The organism is Pseudoalteromonas sp. MSK9-3, assembly GCF_003590335.1.
Lineage (GTDB): Bacteria > Pseudomonadota > Gammaproteobacteria > Enterobacterales > Alteromonadaceae > Pseudoalteromonas.
Window position 1 is genome coordinate 13,281 of the sequence record NZ_MIET01000009.1, and the last position, 20,885, is coordinate 34,165.

Genomic DNA, 20,885 nt, shown 5'->3' on the forward strand with positions numbered 1-20,885 from the left:
GGAAAAGACGGCGCTATATAAAGTAGCGACGCATAACATGAAGGGGTTTAACATGGCCAAGTTAAGAAGTAAAACGACAACAGAAGGTAGAAAACGAGCTGGCGCCAGAGCGCTGTGGCGTGCAACAGGCATGACGGATAGTGACTTTGAAAAGCCAATTGTTGCGGTCGTCAATTCTTATACGCAATTTGTACCTGGTCATGTGCACCTTAATCAGCTGAGTGACTTAATGGCTGATACCATTCGTGATGCAGGTGGTGTACCTAGAGAGTTTAATACTATTGCCATTGATGATGGTATTGCGATGGGGCATGGCGGCATGTTGTATTCATTGCCATCACGAGATCTCATTGCTGATTCAGTGGAGTATATGGTTAATGCGCACTGCGCTGATGCGATGGTCTGTATTTCCAACTGCGATAAAATCACCCCTGGTATGTTATTGGCGGCACTACGATTAAATATCCCAGTTATTTTTGTATCAGGTGGCCCGATGGAGGCAGGAAAAACGCGTCTAGCAGACATCGATATTAAGTTAGACTTAGTCGATGCCATGGTAAAAGGCGCTGATCCAACCGTAAGTGATGCAGATTCGGAGCAGGTTGAGCGTTCGGCCTGCCCAACATGTGGTTCATGCTCTGGTATGTTTACTGCTAACTCAATGAATTGTTTATTGGAAGCGCTTGGATTGGCACTTCCGGGTAATGGTACAACGTTGGCAACTCACAAAGATCGTCAGCAATTATATGAAGCCGCAGGTAAGCGTATCGTCGCTTTGTGCAATGAGTATTATCAAAAGGATAATGACGCGGTACTGCCCAGAAATATCGCCAATAGAGCAGCTTTTATGAATGCGATGACCTTAGATATAGCAATGGGTGGCTCATCAAATACGGTATTACATTTATTGGCAGCGGCTCAAGAGGGTGGTGTTGATTTTGACATGAGTCATATCGATGAGCTTTCTCGCAAAACACCATTCTTATGCAAAGTTGCACCAGCAACTCAGCAGTATCACATTGAAGATGTGCATCGTGCTGGTGGCATGATGAGTATGTTGAATGAATTAGCGAAAGGGGATCGTTTAGATTTAACGGTAGGCCATGTTGCGGGCGGTACATTAGGCGAAGTGATAACGCGTTGGGATGCAACAGATCACAATAATGAAAAGGCACAAACCTTCTTTCGTGCCGGTCCTGCGGGGATCCGTACGACCAAAGGTATGAGCCAGGCATATCGCTGGGATACATTGGATCTCGACCGAGAGAATGGTTGTATACGCAGTATTGAACATGCATTTCGACAAGATGGCGGCTTAGCTGTGTTATCGGGTAACTTAACCCCCGATGGCTGTATCGTTAAAAGTGCCGGTGTGGTTGACGAAATGCTTGATTTTACAGGCCCTGCAGTGGTTTTTGAGTCTCAAGATGATGCAGTAGATAGTATTTTGGCTGGTGAGATTAAAAAAGGCGATGTCATCGTTATCCGTTATGAAGGGCCTAAAGGTGGCCCTGGTATGCAAGAGATGTTGTATCCAACCAGCTATTTAAAATCAATGGGGTTAGATAGAGACTGTGCGCTACTCACTGATGGGCGTTTTTCTGGTGGAACATCTGGTTTATCAATAGGCCATGCTTCACCTGAGGCGGCAAGTGGTGGAGCGTTGGCTTTAGTCGAAAATGGCGACTTGATCCATATTGATATCTATAATCGAGGTATTCATTTATTGCTTGATGATACGCAATTACAAGCGCGTCGTGACAAGCAATTGGCACGTGGAAAGGACGCCTATAAACCGTTGGATCGACAGCGTGTTGTGAGTCCAGCATTGAAAGCATATGCGCTATTGGCAACCAGTGCGGATAAAGGTGCTGTGCGTGACTTAGCTAAGTTAGAGGAGCTAAGCTAACTATGGTTTCACAAGAGCTAGATTATTTTCGTGCCATCATTCAAGCTGATATGTCACCGTTAGTTAAGGTGACTGAATTAAGTGAAATGCGCGCACTTTCAGAGCGTTTGGGACAAAAAATCTGGCTCAAACGTGAAGACCAGCAACCGGTTTATTCTTTTAAATTGCGTGGCGCATATCATAAGTTACAGCAGCTTCCTGTTGGTAGCCAAGTTGTCACTGCGTCTGCAGGTAATCATGCGCAAGGTGTGGCGCTAAGTGCGGCACATTTGGGTCATCAAGCAACCATTGTTATGCCAGTGACAACCCCTGAAATAAAAGTCAATGCGGTGCGTAATTTTGGCGCCCAGGTTGTTTTGCACGGGCACAATTTTGATGAGGCAAAAGCGCATGCGCATATATTAACTGAACAAACTCAGGCGGTATTTGTACCTCCTTTTGACGATAAAGACGTTATTATCGGTCAAGGGACGGTAGCACGCGAGTTAATGCAGCAAGTAAATGAATTAGACGCGGTCTTTATTCCTGTGGGCGGAGGGGGCTTGCTTGCGGGTATGGCGGTTTATATTAAGTCACTGCGTCCTGATATCAAGATTATCGGGGTCGAAGCGCAGGAAAGTGCGTGTTTAAAAGCTGCTTTAGATGCGGGAGAGCCCGTTACGCTGCCACAAGTAGGCAGCTTTGCTGACGGGGTTGCTGTTAAGGTGATTGGCACCGAAACGTTCCGTTTGGCACAAAAGTTTTGTGATGAAGTTGTGACGGTAAGCTCAGATGAAATTTGTGCTGCCGTACAAGATATTTTTGTTGAAACTCGAGCGATTGCAGAACCTTCGGGGGCGTTATCGGTTGCAGGTATTAAAAAATGGAGTGCGCAAAGTAAGCGTGCTGGACTGACGTTAGCCGCGGTACTGTCGGGTGCTAATTTGAATTTTGACCGCTTACGTTACATTGCTGAGCGTACTGCACTTGGGGCCAAAAATGAGGCTTTATTTGGAGTGACTATTGCCGAAGAGAAAGGCAGTTTTAAACAGTTTTGTCACGATTTAGAAGGTCGTGCAATTACCGAGTTTAATTATCGCTATGCTGGCGAGGACAAAGCCCAGATTTTTGTGGGGGTGGGTTTGCGCGGCGGGCAAGTTGAACTAGATGATGTCAAAGGCACATTAGAGCGAAAGGGGTATTTACTTACAGACCTTTCTGATAATGAGCTGGCAAAATTACATATTCGATACATGGTTGGCGGTAAGCCTCCAGTTGAACTGCAAGAGCGATTATTACGCTTTGAGTTTCCGGAATATCCTGGAGCCCTTGCTCGATTCCTAGATACGTTGGGGTGTAATTGGAATATCACGTTATTCCATTATCGAAATCATGGTGCGGCAGAAGGTAATGTGCTTGCTGCCTTTGATATTGCTCCGAGTGATTATGGGAAATTTGATGAACATCTGTCACAGCTTGGTTATGCTTACCAAGATGAAACGAACAATCCTTGCTTTAGCCAGTATTTACAAGCGCCTTTTGAAGAGGCGCGTAAGGTCGGGTAATTGGCAAATACAGTTTGCTTTCCTATAGTTAATAGCGGCAATTTACTGGGAAAGTAACAAGCGTATATGAATAGGGTTCGACTAGGTTTATTTCTTTTATTCACACTATGTAGCTCAAGTGTCAGTGCACTTGAGCCCGTTGTATTGCAATTAAAGTGGACACATCAATTTCAGTTCGCTGGCTATTATATGGCGGCAGAACAAGGTTTTTATAAAGATGCTGGGCTTAAGGTGAGTATTTTACCTGCGAATCCCGGTAATCCGGATACACATTTTAAAGTACTATCAGGTCAAGCCCAGTTTGGCGTGACGCACTCAGGCATATTACAAGCGAAGATGCAGGGTAAGCCCTTAGTGGCAATGGCTGCCATATTTCAATCGTCACCGTATTGCTGGATGGTGAAAGAAAGCAGCGATATTTACACGCCAGAAGACTTCGTAGGTAAAAAAGTCAGTCACTTAGGTAAAGATGAAAGTGCTGAGCTCACCGTTATGCTCGCGCGAGCGGGAATAAACATAACAGATTTACCCACGTATGCTGGACTCAATCCACTGGCAGATTTTAAACGCGGTGTGTTTGATGCACTCCAAGTTTATGTGACCAATGAGCCATATAAAATGCAGCAGCAAGGGGTCGAAACTCGGCAGATCTGCCCCAAGCAATACGGACTAAATGTGTATGGTGATATTTTATTTACCAGTGAAAATATGCTGTCGCAAAAGCCTGATGTCGTGGAGAGGTTTAAACAGGCGAGCTTAAAAGGTTGGCGCTATGCATTGTTGAATATTCAGCATAGTATTGAAGTGATCCATGAGAAATATGCTCGTCACAAGACGAAGGAGCAGCTGAGCTTTGAAGCCGATGAGCTTGCTGTTTATATTACGCATTCTGGCGTGCCTATTGGCAGTATGTCAGAGACACGCTGGCAATGGATCGCGCAATTATACAGTTTAGATTTAACGCAATGGGAAGGTATTAAATCCACCTTTATGTATCATCGCACACGAGAACCTACAGAGGATGCATGGTCTTGGATGTTAGTGTTAGCTTGTATACTAACCATATTATCTCTGCCTATGTATGGTTATCTGATGTTTTTCCACAAGCGAAAATATCGTATTCAACAACTGCCCTATAAAGACGAAAACACGGTAGAATAGCGTTTTATTTTATGTGTTGTGGTTCATGTCATTACTTTCTCAATTTCAACAATTAGATACGTGTCTAACTAACACGCGGGACTTTTGGCAGCGTGTGGCGTTTGACCATTTAACGTTACCGTTTAGTGTGCAATTAAACCAATTTTTGTTGAGCTTGGATGATGCTGAAGTAGCACGCCTCGATGCAGACCAAACTCGGTTATATGATGTGTTTTCCGATTACATACCTGGTGTTGATTTACTTGCTGGGTTGACAGCATTGCCTTATAACGAAAAAACAAGGTCAGTCCTACCATTTTGGTTAAGTAATGGGATAAAAGGCCGCAAATTAACACAGCTGCAAGATTTTGTGAGCCATGTCCCTGAGCAGCAATTACCGGTGTTAGAGTGGTGTGCAGGTAAAGGTCATTTAGGGCGTTTAATGGCGCATTTAGGAGCGCCATCTGTTCATAGTATTGAATTGCAGTCGGCTTTGTGTGAGCAGGGCGCTCATAGTGCAAAACAGCAAGAACTAAACGTCCAGTTTAGCTGTGCAAACGTGCTTACTGACAATACAAACGCTTATTTTAAACCACAACAGCATGCCGTTGCACTGCATGCGTGCGGTGCTCTGCATCAAACGTTTATGCATAGAGCAACAGAGCACAAATGTGAAAAAATAAGCCTCTCGCCGTGTTGTTACCATTTATTTACTGAGTCGACTTATCAACCAATGAGTGAGGCAGCTAAGCACAGTGCATTACACTTGAGTCACAGTGATATGAAGCTGGCGTTACAAGAAACCGTGACGGCCGCGCCACGCATCGCAACTGTGAGGCGAAAAGAGGTAACTTGGCGTTTAGGGTTTGATGCACTGCGCCGCGATTGTACTGGGTCGACAGAATATATTAGTGTGCCGTCAGTTAACAAAAGCATATTTTCTGGTGACTTTTCATCTTTCTGTTGTTGGGCAGCAGCACAAAAAGACATCACCTTACCCTCAGATATTGATTATGCCTCTTATTTAGAGCAAGGGGAGCAACGCAAGCGGGTAACAGACCGGATTGAATTAGTCAGGCATGTTTTTCGTCGGGCATTAGAAATATGGTTAGTGCTTGATAGGGGTTTATATTTGCAGCAAGCTGGGTATGATGTCAGCCTGAGTGAGTTTTGTGAAAAGCAGCTCACCCCAAGGAACGTCTTAATCCAAGCTACCCGACAATAAATAGAGGAACATCTGTGATGTGTACGCTCGACCACTTATTAGAAAATAACCAGCAATGGGCTGAACGCGAACGAGCGAGAGATCCTGATTACTTTAAAAAGCTGTTAGGTCAGCAAAAACCAGAATATTTATGGATTGGCTGTTCTGATTCACGTGTACCTGCGAATGAAATTGTAGATTTAATGCCGGGTGAGCTATTTGTGCACCGTAATGTGGCAAATGTGGTGGTGCATACTGATCATAATTGTTTGTCGGTGATGCAGTACGCAGTTGAAGTACTGAAAGTAAAGCACATTATGGTTGTTGGTCATTATGGCTGTGGTGGCGTCCAAGCAGTGCTTGATGAAGCGCGTTTTGGGTTAATAGACAATTGGTTGCGCCATGTTGCAGACGTAAAAGAGAAACACCAAAGTATCATTGATAATATAGCTGTGCAAAAACAGTGTGACGCATTATGTGAGTTGAATGTTATCGACCAAGTGCGCAATGTTTGCCAAACCAATATTGTGCAAGATGCATGGCGACGCGGACAAAATTTAACGATTCATGGTTGGGTATATGGGCTGGCAGATGGGCTATTACACGAGCTCAATGCTCGAGCGGCTAAACCAGAGCAAATAGCGGATCAATATGCTCTGGCGATTACACAGGTCAAAGACCGTTACGCTGAATAGCCTTATTCTGCGTGTTTGTCGCTGTCTAGCTTGGCTTCTATTTCAGCGACTTTGGCTTCAAGCTCAGCAAGCTTCTCTCGTGTCCTGATTAGTACTTTACTTTGAATATCAAACTCTTCTCTGCTGACAAAATCCATTTCAGCCAGTTTATTTTGAATGGCTTGTTTGGTTTTTGATTCAAATGTATCTGCTAAGTTTTTTACGCCTTGTGGCATATTGCTTGAGATCTGTTTCGCAATTTCTTCAATTTTTGCTGGGTTAATCATCATCATTACCTATAAAAGTTGCTTATTGGTATAGTAGCAAATGATCACAGAACAAAATAGTGAAGTGACTGGCGTATAGCCATTCACTTCACTCAGCCTTGATTAATTACAACGTAGCCATTTTTCACCGTCAGTACTGCATTGTTTTACATGTGTACCATCACTTGCATACGTATATTTTACCCATTCATTAAGGTGATTTCGCTCAGTGGTAACACGGTTGGCTAAACTGTCATCAGTCAGTCTTTTAAACCATGAAGAAAAAGCAATGCTTGGTTCTTCACTGAACAAATAACCAGAATTCTCTAAGTGGTCGGTAAGGTCTTGACTATCAAGGGAATCTGATTTGTTAGATAAGTTATACCAATCGTTTAGGTAGATCTTACTGTTATTACTGAAACGTTGATGTATTTCAGTATGGTGGTTAACCAGGTTCTCATTATGTGAGATGGTGAAAACGCGTTGCTCAGTCTCTTTAAAGGTGTTGATAGTGCAGCAGTGCTGTTTATTGCTAAAGTAGATAAAGTGCTCAACTGCCTGTACTCAGATGCGTCATTGTCAGTTTCTCAGCTTGCAAAAAAGGTAGCGCTAAGCGAGCGGCAGTTACATCGTAAGTTAACGTCGGTTGCTGCTGTCACACCGAATGAATACATCCGTCAATATAGACTATTTCAATCTCTGCCCATGTTACGTCAGGGAAGCAGTATATCTCAGGTATCTCATGAGGTTGGATTTAATTCTCCTGCCTATTTTAGTGCATGTTTTAAAAAGCAGTTTTCAATGACACCGAAGCAGTATATACAAAGCACATCTGATACTGAAGGTTAAGTGAGTATAGCGGCTAGGCGCATAGTACGGTTTACGTTAAAATGCGGTCATTGATGGTATTTAATAAGCACGATAATGAAACTGAATCCAAAACAAGACGAAGCAGTAAAATATATAAGTGGACCATGTTTGGTCTTGGCTGGAGCAGGATCAGGTAAAACTCGTGTGATAACGAATAAAATCGCGTATTTAGTCCAAGAGTGTGAATATCAGGCTAAAAATATTGCAGCGGTGACATTTACCAATAAAGCTGCAAAAGAAATGCGAGAACGGGTACTACAGACTCTCGGAAAAAAAGAGTCTAAAGGGTTATGGGTTTCTACGTTTCACACGCTGGGCTTAGAGGTAATCAAAAAAGAACTTAAAACTTTGGGTTACAAGCCTGGCTTTTCATTGCTGGACGATCAAGATACCAACCAGCTATTAAGTGACCTAACAGAAAAAGAGTTAGAAAAAGACAAAGATTTACTTAATTTGCTGAAAATGCAGATTGGTAATTGGAAAAATGAGCTCATTTTACCAGAGCGGGCAATACAAGACGCACGGGAGCCGCAAAAAGCGTTGTTTGCTCAGCTTTATGCCCGGTATCAAATTCAATTACGTGCTTATAATGCATTAGACTTTGATGATTTAATTATGATCCCAACCCTTTTATTGGGCCAAAATGCAGCCGTAAGGGAGCGTTGGCAAAGTCGTTTTCGTTATTTATTGGTAGACGAATATCAAGATACCAATACCAGCCAGTATCAACTGGTTAAATTGCTAGTTGGGGAGCGAGCTCGCTTTACGGTGGTAGGGGATGACGATCAGTCCATTTATTCATGGCGCGGTGCTAAGCCACAAAACTTAGTACTACTTTCCAAAGACTTTCCGGGTTTAAAACTCATTAAGTTGGAACAAAACTATCGCAGTGTGAAACGGGTGCTAAAAGCGGCCAATATTCTGATCGCAAATAACCCACATGAATTTGAAAAGCAGCTGTTTAGTGAGTTAGAAATGGGAGAGCCCATTCGTGTGATTGCTACCCGAGATGAAGAGCATGAAGCTGAGCGTGTGGTAGCGGAAATTATCTCGCATAAATTTATGAAACGCACCAGTTATCGCGATTATGCTATTTTGTATCGCGGTAATCATCAGGCTCGGGTATTTGAAAAGTCACTGATGAGCAACCGTATTCCTTATAAAATTAGTGGCGGTATGTCGTTTTTCTCACGCAGCGAAATTAAAGACATTATGGCTTACTTACGGTTGTTGGTGAATCAGGATGATGATAATGCATTCCTTCGTGTCGTGAATACGCCACGCAGGGAAATCGGGCCTGTAACGCTCGAAAAGTTAGGTAGCTTGGCCAATGAGCGCCATATTGGCTTATTTGCCGCTTGTTTTGACTCAGAGCTGACACAGCGTTTAGCTGGACGGGGTTACAATGCATTGATGGGCTTTGCCCGTTGGGTTGTTGAGCTATCAGATCGAGCTGTTCGCGGAGATACATTGGAAGCGGTTAAAGATATGGTACGCGAAATTAATTATGAAGCGTATTTATATGAGTCGTCACCAAGCCCGAAAGCGGCTGAAATGCGGATGAAAAATGTCTCTGAGCTGTATAAATGGATCACAGATATGTTAACTGGCGACGCGGATAACCCGCCGATGACATTACCAGAGGTCGTAAGTAAGCTCACATTACGGGATATGTTGGAGCGCAACGAAGAAGAAGATGACAGTGACGCGGTTCAACTACTGACGTTACATGCCTCGAAAGGGTTGGAATACCCTCATGTTTTTATGGTGGGGATGGAAGAAGGTTTTCTACCGCATCAAACTAGCATTGATGAAGAGAATGTAGAAGAAGAGCGTCGTTTGGCTTATGTAGGAATAACACGAGCACAAGAGACATTAACAATGACCTATGCGAAAAACCGTCGTCAGTTTGGCGATGTGTCTAGCCCAGAGTTAAGTCGCTTTGTATTAGAGCTGCCGCAAGACGATTTACAATATGAGGGGAAAAAGAAAACCGTTGCGTCTCAAAATGAGCGCATGGAACAAGGGCAGGCACGAGTTGCTAACTTAAGGGCAATGTTAAAACGTTAGTTTTTCTGACTCAGGGCGGGTATCCCGCTCTGAAATAGGAGTGGTCTGTATCTGATCTATATTGTGCTGCTTGCCAAAGAATCGCGTTAGGCCATGGCTTTCAAGTAAACTTCTAAAGTTTAAAATAGCAGGTCCTTTGGCAATGATCTGCATATTCTGCAATTGTGTGACGGCTAATATGCCTTTTAACTGCGCTTCGTAACTGGTCTGCTGTAGTACCCTTTTGCTAAAGGTTGAGCTTAATAAAACATAAGTAAAGGGGATTTGACTGAGTAGAGTCAGATCGCATCGATCTTTAGCAAAGTCATTGATACCAATTGTATAGCCTAGATTGGTAAGTTCGTTTAGATTTTCTTGCTGTTGATTGGAGGCATAACGAATGTCCGTTTCCTCAAACAGTAAGCACAGCGAGTGAGGTTGATTGGCTAACTTTTCACATAATTGCGTAAAGACTTGTTGTTCTAATAAAATTGTGGAGCAGGCAAGTAATAAATCTTTCCCCGGTACACTCGCTAATTGCAGTGCTTGTTCTAACAACTGCAATTCGATGGCTATATGCTCTGCTTTCTCGGCCGCAAATTTTTTCAATATATCAAAACTAGTACTGCCTAAAACTGGGTGCTCACCAAATGCTTCCAGCATGGTTATATCATCACTGGCGAGTGTTAAATCACTAATATCGGTGCCTCTAAAATGGGTTGGCAGTGCACTTAAATGATGATATTCCGGTGTTTTATGATTACCGGTGCCGACCGTCAATAATGGGTGATAAAACTCATAGCGACCTCTCCCTGCATTTTTTGCATAGTACATGGCGGCATCAGCATCACGAATAATTTCATCTGTGTTATGGTAGTGTTTATTGCTGTAGGTGATACCTATACTGGCACCACTTTGCATACATACTCCTTTCATACAGAAGGGCTGTTGCATCACTTTGATAATACGTTTAGCCACATCTTCCGCTTGCTGTCGATCACTTAAATGATCGAGCAAAATAACAAACTCATCCCCAGCTAGTCTGGCCAGCAAATCATGTTCGCGTATACACTCAGAAAAAGCTTGTGCAACCCAAATTAAAAACTGATCACCCGCTTGATGGCCAAGCTCATCATTGATCCGTTTGAATTTATCAAGATCAATAAAAAGCACTGCGAAGTTGTGTTCCGGATAGCGTTGAAACTGTTTCAGTGTTTTTTCTAATTGGGTCAGGAAAAGGCTTCGATTGGGCAAGCTGGTGAGTGAGTCATGATGTGCGTCATGATATAGCTGTTGTTCAATCTTTTTTCGCTCTTCAATTTGCATTTGTAAGTGCATATTGGACTGTTGTAGTGCTTTGGTTTTTTCTGCAACTCTATGCTCTAGTTGCGAATGGCTGGCTTTGAGTGCTTGATTTGCTAAATGGGTTTGTAAAACAGAGGCGATTTGGTTTGACACAAATGAAATGAGTTCCATATCATCATAATTAAATTCATATTTATGATCATATGCTTGGCATGCGATAAGCCCTATCACTCCATTGGCGGTCTTAAGTGGTGCGCCCATCCAGCTGGTTGCGAACTTTTGTAGCTTATAGTGTTTAGATCGCACCACAATCTGACTATCTACCAAAGCCTGTGCTCTTTCAATATCAATAAGCTGACTCTGCTCGGTACTAATGACTAACTCGCTATACCCTTTGGCGAAAGGTCGAGGTTTATAATCAGAGACTTCATCAACACAATAAGGAAAGCTGAGCCATCCTGTATTTTTATCATATAGGGCAATAAATAGGTTATCGGCAAATGTGATTGAACGGATGATATGGTGAACTTGCTGATAGACCTCGTCAATATCGTTGAATTGTGTCGCTAATTCAGAGATCTTGAAGAGGATCTGTTGCCGCTCTAATGCGCGCTTTCTTTGATCAATTTCTTTATTTAACGCTTCGTTGCTTTGCATTAAAGCACGAGTACGAATTTTCACTTCTGATTCAAGTAATTCTCGTTTTTTTACTCGCTCTATTGCCGTCGCCAAATAGAGTGACATCACTTCGAGCAGCTCTATTTGTTGTTCACTATAGCTTTGCTCTTTTTGATAGCTTTGAGATACCATGACGCCAATAATGGTCTTTTCACGATAAATAGGTACTCCAACCCAGTGTTCAGCGGGACTACCCAGCGCTTTAAATACCCCCAATTCGGCTTGCTCGCGCATTTCATCGAGTGTTAAATAGAGTGTTTTTCCTTCTCTAAACACGTGTCCAGTTACGCCTTGTGAAAAATGGTGTGCTTCATGTAACGGCACAGCAATACCATCTTTTTCATCTACGAAATAAGATAATTCTAGTGCTTGAGAGAATTGATTTTGCAGAACAACATAAAAGCTTTTACAGGGAAGGTGTTGAACAAGAATATCGTGGATAGCTGGGTATAGCAGCGTTAATTCAGCAACCGTACTTGCTTGCTCAGATAATAGAATAAGAGCGTGTTGTAAGTGGTTGTTTTGTTTGTACTTTCTTAACAAGGACTCGAGTTTGTGGTTTTTACGAGTAAGCTTGCGCAGTAGTGCTGCGGGATCTTCCAATGATTTAACCCAAAATTATTATTATTTGCACGAATATTAATCGTATATTTTCATTTTTATCAACAGGGGTCAAGGCAATCTTCATGATAAATTTTGAAGAATGAAAGCAAACAAGGAAAGAGCTGAAGATCTCAGGATCCTCAGCTCAAAAAATTACTTTGCTGTCATGAAGTCAATGGCAGCTGTAATTTCTTCATCAGAGCAGTCCATACACGTACCACGTGGTGGCATTGCATTAAAACCGTTGATAGCATGATCGATCAACACATCGCGCCCTTTTGTTAATCGTGTTGCCCATTCATCCGTTGTTTTTGGTGCGCCAAGCGCGCCAGTACCATGACAGGCAAAGCATGAAGCTTGATAAACTTGCTCACCAGAGCGAGGGCCACTTGGGACAACTTCAACAGGTGCTGCACCAGCTAAATACACAGTTCCAACTGGAGCTAAGCGTTTTTTAATTGCTTCTTCAGTTAAAGCATTGTCGTAAGGTTGCGCTATTGCTGTTGTAGATAGCAGTAAAAGTGCTGCTGAAAGTTTTTTCATTTGTCTTGCCCACTTCGGTTGTGACGTGATCAATCACGATAGATGACGGAATTTTTAGCAATTATAACGCCACCTACTCATTTATAAAACGTAAACTTACTTATATCACGACAAAAAAGTCATTTTCTTGCGCTGTCGCAACAAAGCACATGATTGATCTATTTATCTGTGGGACGTTATGCCATATCAATCAGTTGCTCAATTGCTTTGGCAATACCCTGAGAGGCTTCTGAAATCGAATTAGCCAACATATAAGCAGGTGTACTCACCACTTTGTTCTGGGAATCGACGACAATATTGGTTGCAGAACACGCCACATGTTTTATGCCGAGTGCCTCAGCGGCTGTGGCTGTATCCGTATCATTACCAATTGTGGCAACGGTTCCGCTGGGGTGAATGTGGCCTATTAAAGCAGGCGCAATACATAAATATGCAATGGGCTTTTTTTGTATAGAAAAACTTTGGCAAGTTTCTTTAAAGGTGTCTAATATTTTAGAGTCTGAGCCTTTGAAGGCAAAGTCACTGAGGTTTTTCGCGACACCAAAACCTCCAGGAACAACCAGTGCGTCAAATTCATCGACGTTAAGAGTGGCTAAGTCGTGAATGTCACCACGAGCGATACGCGCAGCTTCAATTAATATGTTACGTGAGTCTTGTTGTTCTTCGCCAGTAAGGTGATTGATAACATGATGCTGGGTTTGATCGGGTGCAAAACATTGGTATTGAGCACCAAGTTGTTCGATGTGAAGCATGGTTAAGACGGTTTCGTGGATTTCTGCACCATCGAATACACCACAACCACTGATAATGATCGCAATTTTTTTCATGAGATAGTCTCGTTTAGTCAAATAATAAAGGGCTTATGCTTGGAGTAGTGTAGCGACAGATAAAAATATTATAAAGGATCTTCTGTGATCTGAGATCGTTTGTGGTAGTATACCCTCCCGCTTGAAAATAGCAGCTTGATTTTTGAACGGAGTGTTCTAATATTTTTGCAACACAGAAATGTTTTTCCACATTTTATCGATTTATAAGAATAAAAAAGAACTTGTATTCTCTTTTTATTATCAAACACTTAAGTTTCACGATCGGCGTTTTAATTTATGTCGGTTGCGATTTTCTGTGTTTATCTACAAAGTTATCCACAGTTTACTCTATAAATCTATGACAAATTACCTGTGTATTACTCCTCGTCTTATAGTTAGCCATATGGCATGCTTATGATGTTTTTATTGAAGCTCACTTAGGATCCTCCTTATTATGTCTCAGATCCCAGAAAATCCTTTGATCTTGGTTGATGGCTCGTCTTACCTCTTTCGTGCTTATCATTCACCGCCACACTTAACGAATTCTAAAGGGGAAGCGACAGGGGCCATATATGGCGTGATAAACATGCTGAAAAGCTTGTTGAAGCAATATAGTCCAAGTCACATGGTGGTTGTTTTTGATGCGAAAGGCCCAACATTCAGAAATGAAATGTATAGCGAATATAAAGCAAATCGTCCGCCAATGCCTGATGATCTGCGCACGCAAATTGAACCAATACATGAAATCATTAAAGCCATGGGCTTACCTTTGGTTTGTATTAGCGGGGTTGAAGCCGATGATGTGATTGGCACTTTTGCTAAAATTGCATCAGGACAAAAGCGTCATGTACTGATCAGCACAGGCGATAAAGACATGGCTCAATTGGTTGATGATCATGTTACGCTTATCAATACCATGACCGACACTATTTTGGATCCCCCAGGTGTCGTCGATAAGTTTGGCGTTGCACCTGAATTGATCATTGATTATTTAGCGTTGATGGGAGACAAGGTCGATAATATCCCAGGAGTCCCTGGGGTGGGCGAAAAAACAGCCTTAGCGATGCTGCAAGGCTTGGGTTCTATTGATAATTTATATGCTAACTTAGATCAAATAGCTGGTTTAGGCTTTCGTGGTTCAAAAACCATGGCGAAAAAGCTGGAAGAGCATCAAGCGCAATTAACACTGTCATATGAATTAGCAACGATCAAATTAGATGTGGAAGTAGAGCAAGATTTAAATACTTTTGCTATCACTGAGACAAATAAAGATCGTTTAATCGAGTTATTTGCTGAGTGTGAGTTTAAACGTTGGTTAGCGGATTTATTAGATGGCGCTGCAGCACCTGTAATAAAGCAAGCAGATCCTACGCCGTCAGCACCTGCGATTGAAGCAAATTACGAAACGATCTTAACGCAAGCACAGTTTGATGTATGGTTAGACAAACTCAAATCTGCAGAGTTAGTCGCATTTGATACAGAAACCACGAGTCTGGATTATATGCAAGCGGATCTCGTTGGTATGAGCTTTGCGGTAGAGCCTGGTGAAGCGGCATACTTACCTATTGCACATGACTATATGGGTGCGCCAGAGCAGCTCGATAAAGCGATGGTTTTTGAAAAAATGGGTGAAATATTAGCTGACAGCAGTATCAAAAAAGTGGGTCAAAATTTAAAGTACGATAAAAGTGTTCTAGCAAGAGCAGGTCTTGAACTTAATGGTATTGCCTATGACACCATGCTGGAGTCTTATGTTTTAAACAGTGTTGGCACGCGCCATGATATGGACTCGCTGGCACTAAAATATTTAGGCCATAAAAATATCTCTTTTGAAGAAATTGCAGGAAAAGGCAAGTCTCAGCTGACTTTTAACCAAATTGAGTTAGACAAAGCTGGACCGTATGCAGCAGAAGATGCAGATATTACATTGAGACTGCATTTACATTTGTGGCCATTGTTAGAAGAGCATGCGACATTGCTATCGGTCTTTAACGACATTGAGCTGCCTTTGTTGAGCGTATTGTCTGATATAGAGCGTACTGGTGTGCAAATAGACAGTGATATGTTGGCACATCAAAGTGTTGAGATTGCTGCGAGACTGACTGAAATCGAAAAGTCAGCATTTGAGTTGGCTGGTGAAGAGTTTAATCTAAGCTCAACAAAGCAGTTACAGGCGATATTGTTTGAAAAGCAAGGCTTACCAATTATTAAGAAAACGCCAAAAGGTGCGCCGTCCACTGCCGAAGAAGTATTGCAAGAACTTGCTCATGATTATCCGCTACCAAAACTGATAATTGAGCACCGTGGTTTAGCAAAATTAAAGTCAACTTATACTGATAAATTACCTAAGTTGGTAAATGATCAGACAGGTCGCGTACACACCTCTTATCACCAAGCTGTGACCGCCACTGGACGCTTAAGCTCCAGTGATCCGAATTTACAGAATATCCCCATTCGAAATGAGTCAGGTCGTCGCATTCGACAAGCATTTGTAACCCAAGCAGATAAAGTGATTTTGGCAGCGGATTATAGCCAAATAGAACTGCGTATTATGGCGCATTTATCTCAAGACACAGGTTTATTAAATGCCTTTGAGCAAGGTAAGGATGTTCACAGTGCCACTGCGTCGGAAGTTTTTTCAGTTGAGTTAGACGATGTAACTACTGATATGCGTCGTAAAGCCAAAGCCGTTAACTTTGGACTTATTTATGGCATGAGTGCGTTTGGTTTAGCACGACAATTGGATATTCCTCGCAATGAAGCGCAACATTATATGGATAAGTATTTCGAACGATTCCCCGGAGTGCTTGAGTATATGGAATGTACGCGTGAAGCAGCTGCTGATAAAGGCTATGTTGAAACTTTGTACGGTCGTCGTTTACATTTACCTGATATCAACGCACGTAATGGTGCACGACGCAAAGCTGCGGAACGCGCTGCGATAAATGCGCCAATGCAAGGCACCGCGGCAGATATTATTAAAAAGGCCATGTTAGATGTATCGGCTTGGCTACAAACACAATCACGTGATGATATTCAGCTGCTTATGCAGGTACACGATGAATTGGTATTTGAGATCTCTGCTGACAAAGTGGCGGAGTTTAGCAATAAAATCTGTGAATTGATGTCTGATGCAGTGTCTTTAGATGTGCCTTTAATTGTTGAAGCAGATCATGGTAAAAACTGGGAACAAGCACATTAATTTTTAGTGTTAAAAGAAAAAACCGATAGTAGTTCAGCTGCTATCGGTTTTTTTGTTAGTGTGTTTTGCTGTGGTTATTGAAAAACTACATTCTGACTGCTTGGAAGTGCTTGGAATTCACTAGCGAGCTTTTCACAATCAGTCATTATGGCATTTTCAAGACGTTCTTCTGCACGCCACCGCTGCTTATCCATTTTAAAAATTTCTTTTTTTGAATACTTTTTACGACTCTCATGGGTTGGCATATCTTTTACTTCTTCATACATCTGATATACCCCAGGATAGGTGTCTGATAATGAAATTTCTTTATCAAAGCTATACTGTGAGATAAGTACCCATATTCTTAAGCAGCCCTCAGAGTACTCACACTGCTTTTCTTTCATTGCGCGTGCAATCAGGTTAATGCTATCAGCAAGCTTTGCATTACGTGTTTGACGTGCCTCTTTAAGCTTTGCTTGTTGCTCAACCTGCTTTTTTTCAATTTGTGCTTTTTGTGCTTTTAATTGCCAGAGCAGTTTACCCGCGTAAAAAGATAAACCGGCGATAATGGCTGCACCTATTATTATCGCGATTACCCAAGTTAATGCCATTACTTTTCCTCGTCATCATCTAGCCATTCATCAGCTAGGTCATTACTCATAAATGATGACAATGGATCATCTTCAATGACTTCTTGTTCTTCAAATTCATCATCGATACCTAACATCTCACAAAGCTGCTGGTGACGTGCTATTGAACGGTTGAAGAACTTTGCATCTTTACCTGTGAGTAATTCGCCTCGCTCATGACGGTCTAATAAGGCCATCAAGCGTTCATCGTTCTCTAGCTGATTTAGCTCTTGCTCAGGTGTTAAAGTATCTTTGACTTTCTTTAACTCAACTTGCGGCGCTAAATGGCGTTGTAACTTAGGCTCTTCTATCGCTGGTTTTACGTGTTCTGATGTAAGTGCTACGGGCTTTTTACTACCGATACGCTTATCTCTGTTTTTATTGGCTTCAGAACTTGGAGTCTCTATTTTCGCTTCTTGAGCATTACGCGACCCTGGCTTTGCACCTTTATGCTTTTTAGTGCGCTGTTCTTTAATAGCACGCAATTCACGTAATTTATCTTTGCTCAATCTAGCCGGCCCATTGCTCGGCGCTACTTTACGATTCTTTTTCTCTCTGGTCATAGTATTTCTTCACTCAACGCCTTTGGCGCGATAGGTTTAGTTAGGATAATGACATCACTGCCAATAAATTCGAGCTCGCAGCGATAGTGTGCTGCGATATATTTAAATGTCTTACGGCTAAAAAATGAGATATGGGTCATATCATTTTTATAGTGCCAATTTGCGAAACGATCCACGTCAATAACCAACTTGGTCATGATTGTCAGTGGTGCACCACTTTTTAATAGGGTGAATAGCTGTGTTAATATTTGCTGAGGGTGTGCTAAGTGCTCAATGACCTCAGTGCATGTAATAAAATCGTATGCGTCGTTGAATACAGACATATCGTTTGCGTAGTATAGGTCATACACAGCCATGTTATGACCTGCTTCGGTGAACATTTTAGCTAGTAGTGGCCCAGGTCCACAGCCAAAGTCTAATCCGTTACTTTTCGGTTTGAGCCGAGGGAGTAGCGGTTCACTTACACGTGATAAGAAATGCCTATAGCCTAGATCTTCTAAGGCATTCTCGTGAGTATCGTAAATTGCTTTTTCTTGTGCTGCACTGATGTGTTGGTGCGCTCCGACAAAAACTAAATCGCACTGTGAACACTGCCAGTAATCACGGCGTTTATCACTATGATAGTGGCTCACATTATTCGATTCGCATAAGTTGCAATTAGAGACCGGTTGCACGAAAAAACTCTTGGAAATAAATTAGGGCGGGTATTGTAACAGTAATCAAACAATCCATAAATAAAAAGACGGTAGAGATGACTCTCTACCGCCTGCTAATCTGAGCGTCACAATCTGGACACTTCTCCCTTCGACTATTTAAGTCTTTGTTATTTTTATTATGTTGTCATCCGTTTTGTTTTTATTTTTACTTCCTTGCTTCTTTCCATATTGTTTTTATTATTAAACTTCCATGCATTTATTATTGTCGGTCTTCTTTGACGCTTTATTGTTATTTCCTTTATGGTGATATCCATCCGATATCAATCTTGTCACCTACGCTTCCTTATCGACTTGTCCCTTTTATTGTTTTGCCTTGGCGACAGCAATTAATCTACGCTTTATTGAATTAGTTACAACTAATTAATAACAAAATTCTTACTCTCGTTTGTATGAGTAAAATTAAAGTTTATTAATTACAATAGTTTACAAAAAATAACAGGATGAAAATAAGTTAAAACGCACAAAGTGATATGGCAAATGTCTTACAAGGTTTTTGAGATATATCGTAGAGTCGCAGAAATAAAAAAAGGTAGCCGTTGGCTACCTTTTTTACACAAATACTATTTTTTTATCAGTACATCAAAGTGTTGAATACAACTTTAGTCGCTACTGATTAGTGCAAGCCACCCAAGTATTTTGATAAAACTTCGATGTCTTTATCTGTGAGCTTTTTCGCAATATCGCCCATCATGCCATTCATGTCGTTGTTACGACTACCATCACGGAACTTTTCAAGCTGTGCTTTGATATATTCTGGATGTTGGAATGAAATCTTCGGGAATTTTGCAAGTGATGTACCATTACCACGTGGGCCATGACACGCGGCACATGACGGAATGCCTCGTTCTGCATCACCTGCACGATATAGTTTTTGCCCCACTTCAATGACATCTTCTGGCGTTGTACCTGCACTCATGTTTAAAGTGGCGAAGTACGCAGCTAGGTCTTTCATGTCTTGATCTGATAATGGCATAGCCATTCCACTCATGACAGGATCCATACGACCTTCACTACCGCCTGATGTCATACCAAGTTTAAATTCCTTTAATTGCTTATAGACATAATCGGCGTGCTGGCCCGCAATTTTTGGATAAATATTAACAGGTGCATTGCCATCTGGGCCGTGACACGCTGCACATGTTGCAGACTTTGCTTTACCCGCTTCGGCGTCGCCATCAAATGCTGTTGCGTTGCTTGCTGACAACGTACCAAGCAACACTGTTAAAGTTAATGCTATTTTTTTCATGGTAAATTCTCTGTTTCCGACCCTGTAATCTAAAACTCAGGCGACTCGAAAAGTACTTTTCGTGTAGCTTGAGTAAACAAACTCTATCTTTACATTGCAATTTTTACATTCTACACGATATTGAATTCTCTGGCACGTTTTCTACTCATATTAGACCTATAAATTATGAGGTTTTGACTTAGATTAAGTTTGTACGGCACGAAATGACGGTTTTTATCATGCCCCAATACTAAATGTTTACTTTTGCGTAGCGGCTATCTGATATAAACTATAGCCGTCATTGCTATTTTGTTTTTGTAGGAGAGCGCGTGCTCAAATCTCGTATTAAATATAACACTGCTAGTTTTATTACCAGTGCCCCTGATATTTCAAAGCTGCCTTTAGATGAAGGTATTGAAGTAGCTTTTGCTGGTCGCTCTAATGCGGGTAAGTCTAGTGCACTAAATGCATTAACGGATCAAAAATTAGCGCGCACAAGTAAAACCCCTGGACGAACGCAGTTAATAAACACTTTTGAGCTTGATGAGCAGAAGCGTTTAATTGATTTACCTGGCTATGGGTTTGCTAAGGTGCCTATCGAAATGAAGAAAAAGTGGCAGCGTTCTTTGGGTGAGTACCTTCAAAAGCGTAAAAGCTTAAAGGGATTGGTAGTATTAATGGATATACGCCATCCTCTAAAAGATTTAGATATGGATCTGATCAATTGGGCTGTAGATAGCAAAATTCCAATCCTTGCGTTACTCACTAAAGCCGATAAGTTAAAACAAGGTAAGCGTAAAGCTGAAGTGCTACAAGTGCGCAGAAAGCTGGCTGAACTTGATGCCGATATTACGGTGCATGCATTTTCATCTCTAAAAGGGATTGGCCTGAATGAATTAGGCTGGAAGTTAGATGATTGGTATTTGGGGCCATTTGTAAAAGAAGAGCCAACACAAGACCAAGCATGATCTTAGTGGTTT

Annotated in this window: 17 protein-coding genes; 9 read left to right on the forward strand and 8 right to left on the reverse strand. The window is 41.8% G+C overall.

Going from position 1 to position 20,885, the window contains the following annotated elements; all coding sequences use genetic code 11:
* Positions 1-52 precede the first annotated feature (52 nt).
* The 5 genes from ilvD to can all read left to right on the forward strand — a co-directional run bounded on the left by ilvD (position 53) and on the right by can (position 6,492).
* Positions 53-1,909 carry a dihydroxy-acid dehydratase gene (gene ilvD, locus BGP78_RS02205; RefSeq protein WP_119859876.1) on the forward strand — a complete coding sequence of 619 codons (1,857 nt, stop codon included), beginning with the start codon at positions 53-55 and terminating at the stop codon, positions 1,907-1,909.
* 2 nt (positions 1,910-1,911) lie between these two features.
* A complete protein-coding gene (gene ilvA / locus BGP78_RS02210; RefSeq protein ID WP_119859877.1) occupies positions 1,912-3,453 on the forward strand; it encodes a threonine ammonia-lyase, biosynthetic in 1,542 nt (513 codons plus the stop codon).
* A 66-nt stretch (positions 3,454-3,519) separates the two neighbouring features.
* On the forward strand, positions 3,520-4,614 hold the full coding sequence (locus BGP78_RS02215; RefSeq protein ID WP_119859878.1) for an ABC transporter substrate-binding protein: 1,095 nt from the start codon (positions 3,520-3,522) through the stop codon (positions 4,612-4,614).
* 25 nt (positions 4,615-4,639) lie between these two features.
* Positions 4,640-5,818, forward strand: a complete 1,179-nt coding sequence (locus BGP78_RS02220; protein WP_119859879.1) for a methyltransferase — start codon at positions 4,640-4,642, stop codon at positions 5,816-5,818.
* Between the two features lie 17 nt (positions 5,819-5,835).
* On the forward strand, positions 5,836-6,492 hold the full coding sequence (can, locus tag BGP78_RS02225) for a carbonate dehydratase (protein ID WP_119859880.1): 657 nt from the start codon (positions 5,836-5,838) through the stop codon (positions 6,490-6,492).
* Between the two features lie 2 nt (positions 6,493-6,494).
* On the opposite strand, the gene BGP78_RS02230 is transcribed toward can, so the two are convergent.
* The gene (locus BGP78_RS02230) at positions 6,495-6,758 is read right to left on the reverse strand and encodes a ubiquinone biosynthesis accessory factor UbiK (protein WP_119859881.1); all 264 of its coding nucleotides are present in this window, start codon (positions 6,756-6,758) and stop codon (positions 6,495-6,497) included.
* Positions 6,759-7,220: 462 nt separating this feature from the next.
* Between BGP78_RS02230 and BGP78_RS02240 the strand changes: the two genes are divergently transcribed.
* Both BGP78_RS02240 and rep read left to right on the forward strand, forming a co-directional pair.
* On the forward strand, positions 7,221-7,586 hold the full coding sequence (locus BGP78_RS02240) for an AraC family transcriptional regulator (protein WP_119859883.1): 366 nt from the start codon (positions 7,221-7,223) through the stop codon (positions 7,584-7,586).
* Between the two features lie 75 nt (positions 7,587-7,661).
* Entirely contained in the window at positions 7,662-9,677 is a 2,016-nt protein-coding gene (gene rep, locus BGP78_RS02245; protein ID WP_119859884.1) for a DNA helicase Rep, read from the forward strand.
* On the opposite strand, the gene BGP78_RS02250 is transcribed toward rep, so the two are convergent.
* The 3 genes from BGP78_RS02250 to elbB form a co-directional block, all read right to left on the reverse strand.
* Positions 9,666-12,242 (reverse strand): diguanylate cyclase domain-containing protein, encoded by a 2,577-nt coding sequence (locus tag BGP78_RS02250; RefSeq protein WP_119859885.1) that lies wholly within the window; start codon positions 12,240-12,242, stop codon positions 9,666-9,668. The two genes, rep and BGP78_RS02250, sit on opposite strands and share 12 nt — an antisense overlap.
* Positions 12,243-12,395: 153 nt before the next feature.
* Complete coding sequence (locus BGP78_RS02255) at positions 12,396-12,785, reverse strand: cytochrome c5 family protein (protein ID WP_119859886.1); 390 nt, start codon at positions 12,783-12,785, stop codon at positions 12,396-12,398.
* 176 nt (positions 12,786-12,961) lie between these two features.
* On the reverse strand, positions 12,962-13,612 hold the full coding sequence (gene elbB, locus BGP78_RS02260; RefSeq protein ID WP_119859887.1) for an isoprenoid biosynthesis glyoxalase ElbB: 651 nt from the start codon (positions 13,610-13,612) through the stop codon (positions 12,962-12,964).
* A gap of 433 nt (positions 13,613-14,045) precedes the next feature.
* Here elbB and polA point away from each other — a divergent pair, with 433 nt between their 5' ends.
* The gene (gene polA, locus BGP78_RS02265) at positions 14,046-16,793 is read left to right on the forward strand and encodes a DNA polymerase I (protein WP_119859888.1); all 2,748 of its coding nucleotides are present in this window, start codon (positions 14,046-14,048) and stop codon (positions 16,791-16,793) included.
* A gap of 74 nt (positions 16,794-16,867) precedes the next feature.
* Here the strand turns inward: polA and BGP78_RS02270 are convergent, their stop codons facing one another.
* The 4 genes from BGP78_RS02270 to BGP78_RS02285 all read right to left on the reverse strand — a co-directional run bounded on the left by BGP78_RS02270 (position 16,868) and on the right by BGP78_RS02285 (position 19,926).
* A complete protein-coding gene (locus BGP78_RS02270; protein ID WP_119859889.1) occupies positions 16,868-17,383 on the reverse strand; it encodes a DUF2489 domain-containing protein in 516 nt (171 codons plus the stop codon).
* On the reverse strand, positions 17,383-17,964 hold the full coding sequence (gene yihI / locus BGP78_RS02275) for a Der GTPase-activating protein YihI (protein ID WP_119859890.1): 582 nt from the start codon (positions 17,962-17,964) through the stop codon (positions 17,383-17,385). The genes BGP78_RS02270 and yihI overlap by 1 nt, the downstream gene beginning before the upstream one ends.
* Positions 17,961-18,638, reverse strand: a complete 678-nt coding sequence (locus BGP78_RS02280) for a class I SAM-dependent methyltransferase (protein WP_119859891.1) — start codon at positions 18,636-18,638, stop codon at positions 17,961-17,963. The genes yihI and BGP78_RS02280 overlap by 4 nt, the downstream gene beginning before the upstream one ends.
* 655 nt (positions 18,639-19,293) lie before the next feature.
* Positions 19,294-19,926, reverse strand: a complete 633-nt coding sequence (locus BGP78_RS02285) for a cytochrome c (RefSeq protein WP_119859892.1) — start codon at positions 19,924-19,926, stop codon at positions 19,294-19,296.
* Positions 19,927-20,234: 308 nt separating this feature from the next.
* On the opposite strand from BGP78_RS02285, the gene yihA reads away from it, so the two are divergent.
* Complete coding sequence (yihA, locus tag BGP78_RS02290; RefSeq protein ID WP_119859893.1) at positions 20,235-20,873, forward strand: ribosome biogenesis GTP-binding protein YihA/YsxC; 639 nt, start codon at positions 20,235-20,237, stop codon at positions 20,871-20,873.
* The last annotated feature ends 12 nt before the right edge of the window (positions 20,874-20,885 follow it).

Coding starts and splice junctions, on each gene's coding strand:
- ilvD (WP_119859876.1), top strand. CDS start 53: ATGGCCAAGTTAAGAAGTAAAACGACAACAGAAGGTAGAAAACGAGCT.
- ilvA (WP_119859877.1), top strand. CDS start 1,912: ATGGTTTCACAAGAGCTAGATTATTTTCGTGCCATCATTCAAGCTGAT.
- BGP78_RS02215 (WP_119859878.1), top strand. CDS start 3,520: ATGAATAGGGTTCGACTAGGTTTATTTCTTTTATTCACACTATGTAGC.
- BGP78_RS02220 (WP_119859879.1), top strand. CDS start 4,640: ATGTCATTACTTTCTCAATTTCAACAATTAGATACGTGTCTAACTAAC.
- can (WP_119859880.1), top strand. CDS start 5,836: ATGTGTACGCTCGACCACTTATTAGAAAATAACCAGCAATGGGCTGAA.
- BGP78_RS02230 (WP_119859881.1), bottom strand. CDS start 6,758: ATGATTAACCCAGCAAAAATTGAAGAAATTGCGAAACAGATCTCAAGC.
- rep (WP_119859884.1), top strand. CDS start 7,662: ATGAAACTGAATCCAAAACAAGACGAAGCAGTAAAATATATAAGTGGA.
- BGP78_RS02255 (WP_119859886.1), bottom strand. CDS start 12,785: ATGAAAAAACTTTCAGCAGCACTTTTACTGCTATCTACAACAGCAATA.
- elbB (WP_119859887.1), bottom strand. CDS start 13,612: ATGAAAAAAATTGCGATCATTATCAGTGGTTGTGGTGTATTCGATGGT.
- polA (WP_119859888.1), top strand. CDS start 14,046: ATGTCTCAGATCCCAGAAAATCCTTTGATCTTGGTTGATGGCTCGTCT.
- BGP78_RS02270 (WP_119859889.1), bottom strand. CDS start 17,383: ATGGCATTAACTTGGGTAATCGCGATAATAATAGGTGCAGCCATTATC.
- yihI (WP_119859890.1), bottom strand. CDS start 17,964: ATGACCAGAGAGAAAAAGAATCGTAAAGTAGCGCCGAGCAATGGGCCG.
- BGP78_RS02285 (WP_119859892.1), bottom strand. CDS start 19,926: ATGAAAAAAATAGCATTAACTTTAACAGTGTTGCTTGGTACGTTGTCA.